Below are 3649 nucleotides of genomic sequence, written 5' to 3' on the forward strand. Positions count from 1 at the left end.
CTAGTTTACAACTCTAAATGCCTACTTTTCTTTGAATTCAGTTTTATTCTCTCGATCCTTTCCTTCAGGGGACTACCCTACTCTCCATTAGCACCCCAACTGTGTGTGCCAGTTGAGGGTGCGGAATGTGGGTTTCAAGTTTCGTTCTCGCAGGTGATGAGAAAAAATTTTCATGATAATCGATTCCTTTTATGCCGCGTTGCTGCTTTCATCCTTGACCTTGGTTTTGATCACGAAAGCCTTTAATTCGACCATCTTGCCGCCGCGAAAGCACCAGACATCGCAGTACGAGTAATGAGCCGTCTTCCCCTCTTCGTCCTTGATTGTGAGGTCGCCGAGTGCCGTGACGAAATCCCCCTCAGCGATCAAGTTCGCAACGATATTCAAAGGCGGTTCCACATACTCCGTTGCCATCCATTGGCGAACGGCTTCCTTCCCTTGAAGGGTCTTGTCGCCTACCAATGTCCATTGCGTGTCGTCCGTGCAGAACGACAAAAATTCTTCATAATTGCCCTGAGCGATCGCCGCGTTTGCCGCTTCTAAGATTGCTTTATTTTTGTCTGACATCTGAATTTCTCCTCTGTTCAAGTAGATGCTTTAACGGAGCGAGAGCGGTTTCCCGATCGGTGCGTCCTTCTTAGCCACCGAATCACCCCGTTGCCGCTTGTGCAAAATTCACGGAACAATTGCAGTAACACGGATTTCAATCCGCATCGTTGGCAGCCCAAGAGCCGCGACTCCTACCTGTGTCCAAATTGGGGCATGGTTGGGCATGTAATGGCGAAATAGCCTGACCATCACATCGTTAACTTCTGGGGGAAACCCGCCAACATGGTAAGAATTGACGTGGACAACATCCTCCCAATCCGCACCAGCAGTTGCCAAGGTTCGCTCTACATTCCGAAACGCCTGGGCAATCTCATCCGCAAGCGGTTCGGGAATTTGCAGATTGTCATCCCAGCCACCTTGACCTGATGTCTCCACTCGATCGCCAATTTTTACCGCTTGGGAGTAATGCAATTCATTCAACATGTATTCCCCATACCCGGGGGTGACAAAAAACTCGGGCTTATTCATGGCGTTCCTTGTGTAGTATATTTGCTCTATCTCGCGTTGCTGAAACGAGTTTGTTTCGGCATCATCCGATTTAGACCCTAATGTTCAGAATTCACTTGCTGTGTAATCACAATGATTTCTGCAAAAAGTAAGACAACTATTAGCCGCGAAAACGCTTGTAAAATGGCTTCCATTGCCCAGTTCTGACCCTGAACTTCCCAGATCATCCAAACAAGATTGAATCCAATCACCAACCAGGGTAGAATGACCGCTGAATTCCGCCTGCGATAGAAACGGATTGTCATCTCCCGCCAAGATGGGAAGGTACTGAAGAGACAAACGAGGTAGGACGCTCCTGCACTGATGAACAGGCTTATTTGAAGACCCGAAGGCAGATTTGGGTATCCAAGGGCGATCGCCGTTAGACAAACTCCCAGTGCCAGATACAGGAAAGTAAACAAGGTAAATTGTTTCATTCTTTGTAAATAAAGCTCAGCGATAATCTATTCCGAGGTGGCTGACATGACTCAGCCGATGAACAACAATTAGTCCACATGCAGCACAGCCTTACCTGAAAATCTTCGCCCGATCAAATCAGCCGACGTTACGTCTGCTTCACGCCACGAAACTGCTCGATCAATATGCGTTTTGAGCCGCCCCTGCTCAACTAACCTCAGCAGACGAGCCAGCCCAGAACTAGCGATTTCCATCTCTACTTCGGTGTACAGCGTGAACCCGTAAAGCGTGCGCTGTCCTCCATTCTCGGAATAGAAGTCTGCCAGGGACAGCTTCATCTCGTTGCCGCTGCTACTGCCATAACAAACGCAGGTGCCTCCTTGAGCCAAAAACGCAGTTAGCTTCCCGACCAATTCACCTCCTACTCCATCGACAATCAGTCGATAAGGCGCGAACTGCTTGGCTTCTTGCCCGGTCTCGGTCACCACCACTTCATCCGCGCCGTAATCTCCCACAAATGCTTCTTGCGCTGGCTGACGAATTTGGGCAACGACGCTGGCTCCCATCATCCGAGCAAGCTGCATGGCGAAGAGTCCCACTCCCCCTGTTGCCCCTGTGATCAGCACCCGACTTCCTAGTAAACGAGATCCCTTTTCCACTGCATACAGTGCTGTTAACCCCGCGACGGGCAGTGTGGCGGCATCGGTATGTGATACGCCCTGGGGAATGATAGCCAGACAGCGAGTCGAAATTGCTACATATTCTGCCCAGCCCTCCGAGCGGATAGAGAGGGCAACAATTTTTGTCCCTGTGGGTGGACCACTGCCGTCCTGTGCTGTTTGTTCAACAACGCCAACGACATCCCAGCCAATTGGAGTGCCCAGTGGATCGTTTTGCGATCGCTTGAGTTCGCCCCGATTCATCGAAAATGCCTTGACGCGAATCAAGCACTCGTTAACCTTCGGAGTAGGAACTTCAGTGTTTTGAAAGGTGAGGTTGCCAACGGCGTTTGGTGAACTCACGAGTCTACGCATCGCCATATCCTTGTGTGTAAAGGGCTATAGTTTCATGTTATAGATAGAACTGTTTCAATCAACTTGCTGTATATCCACCATCGATCACTAAGGGTTGCCCAGTGATGTAGCTGGCAGCATCAGAGCAAAGAAACACAACCTCGCAAACCTGTTTCAATGTCATTCCAGTCAATCGCTGAGAAACATTTAGACCTGCGATCGCAGGTTTAAGCATTGATGGAAAGCTTGTTCTAACCTTTAGTCGCGGTCGCTTGCACGATCGATCAGTGCGTTTGAGGGCAAGCTCGGATCAAGTACCTTGCGCGCACTGTCAACCCCTACAACGGGCAGTGTAACCGGATCAAGTATGCCGAGTTGAACCAATACACTCGCCTGATCCCAGTAGAGGTGTTCATGGGCTAACTTGCCATCACGGAACTGGACAATCGCTACTACTGCCACTTCAATCCGTTTCCCTGTCGGAGCAATGCCAGGTAGCATCCAGTCCATCTGGATGGTATGAGTGAACTTAACTAGCATTTCATCGACGAGTTGATTGGTTCCGATTGTGCGTGAGACCGGAGCCAACTCTATGTCCGGCGGCATCTGTGGAATGAAGTACTTGGAATAAAACTCACGCAGCGCCGGCTTTCCTACTCCCCCAGTCATTACTGGAATGTGATTCACGTAAGCGTACTCAACCATTGTAGCGAGAGCATCTTTAGTGCTGTGAGTACCAAACTCGTGCCCGATATGCTCTTCCCAGACCGCTTGTAAAGCTTCCTGAGCAAGTGTCAGGTTGGGGGTTGCCTGTACATTTGCTTGTTTATCTACAATTTGCTCTTTGACCATGTTAGATTCTCCTAGTTCGTTCTATCTCAACTGTATTGATTCCAATGCTTAACTTCTTTCAGATTCTTATGGTTTTCTTAGTCTCTACTCTTCTAAAACATTAATGATGAGTTTGCCCTGATTCGTACCGTCAAAGAGCTGTTTCTATTCATAGTTCGATTCTGTGATTGAACCTACAGGTCGCGTAGCAAGATACTGACGGGGTGACAGGTTGCCTGAAAATCATACAGTCCGGCAATCCTAGACAAATCGCCTAGAAAAAGATAGGGTAA

Annotated in this window: 6 protein-coding genes; all 6 read right to left on the reverse strand. The window is 48.9% G+C overall.

The annotated features are described in order from the left end of the window. Positions 1-189: 189 nt before the first annotated feature. The 6 genes from QUB37_RS29260 to QUB37_RS29285 all read right to left on the reverse strand — a co-directional run bounded on the left by QUB37_RS29260 (position 190) and on the right by QUB37_RS29285 (position 3377). Complete coding sequence (locus QUB37_RS29260; RefSeq protein WP_333099864.1) at positions 190-567, reverse strand: nuclear transport factor 2 family protein; 378 nt, start codon at positions 565-567, stop codon at positions 190-192. 108 nt (positions 568-675) lie between these two features. Beyond that, positions 676-1032 (reverse strand): RidA family protein, encoded by a 357-nt coding sequence (locus tag QUB37_RS29265; protein WP_333168708.1) that lies wholly within the window; start codon positions 1030-1032, stop codon positions 676-678. A 122-nt stretch (positions 1033-1154) separates the two neighbouring features. Further along, positions 1155-1532 carry a hypothetical protein gene (locus tag QUB37_RS29270; protein WP_333099866.1) on the reverse strand — a complete coding sequence of 126 codons (378 nt, stop codon included), beginning with the start codon at positions 1530-1532 and terminating at the stop codon, positions 1155-1157. A 69-nt stretch (positions 1533-1601) separates the two neighbouring features. Further along, positions 1602-2546: a zinc-binding dehydrogenase gene (locus QUB37_RS29275; RefSeq protein WP_333099867.1), complete on the reverse strand. Its 945-nt coding sequence runs from the start codon at positions 2544-2546 to the stop codon at positions 1602-1604. Between the two features lie 58 nt (positions 2547-2604). Continuing rightward, positions 2605-2760, reverse strand: coding sequence for an SDR family oxidoreductase (locus tag QUB37_RS29280; protein WP_333099868.1), 156 nt, complete (start codon positions 2758-2760; stop codon positions 2605-2607). Between the two features lie 23 nt (positions 2761-2783). Continuing rightward, a complete protein-coding gene (locus QUB37_RS29285) occupies positions 2784-3377 on the reverse strand; it encodes an ester cyclase (protein ID WP_333099869.1) in 594 nt (197 codons plus the stop codon). Positions 3378-3649 lie beyond the last annotated feature (272 nt).

Origin of the sequence: Microcoleus sp. AT3-A2 (genome assembly GCF_036705685.1) — a bacterium.
In the GTDB taxonomy this organism is placed as follows: Bacteria; Cyanobacteriota; Cyanobacteriia; order Cyanobacteriales; family Microcoleaceae; genus Microcoleus.

Coding starts and splice junctions, on each gene's coding strand:
- QUB37_RS29275 (WP_333099867.1), bottom strand. CDS start 2,546: ATGCGTAGACTCGTGAGTTCACCAAACGCCGTTGGCAACCTCACCTTT.
- QUB37_RS29265 (WP_333168708.1), bottom strand. CDS start 1,032: ATGTTGAATGAATTGCATTACTCCCAAGCGGTAAAAATTGGCGATCGA.
- QUB37_RS29280 (WP_333099868.1), bottom strand. CDS start 2,760: ATGCTTAAACCTGCGATCGCAGGTCTAAATGTTTCTCAGCGATTGACT.
- QUB37_RS29270 (WP_333099866.1), bottom strand. CDS start 1,532: ATGAAACAATTTACCTTGTTTACTTTCCTGTATCTGGCACTGGGAGTT.
- QUB37_RS29285 (WP_333099869.1), bottom strand. CDS start 3,377: ATGGTCAAAGAGCAAATTGTAGATAAACAAGCAAATGTACAGGCAACC.
- QUB37_RS29260 (WP_333099864.1), bottom strand. CDS start 567: ATGTCAGACAAAAATAAAGCAATCTTAGAAGCGGCAAACGCGGCGATC.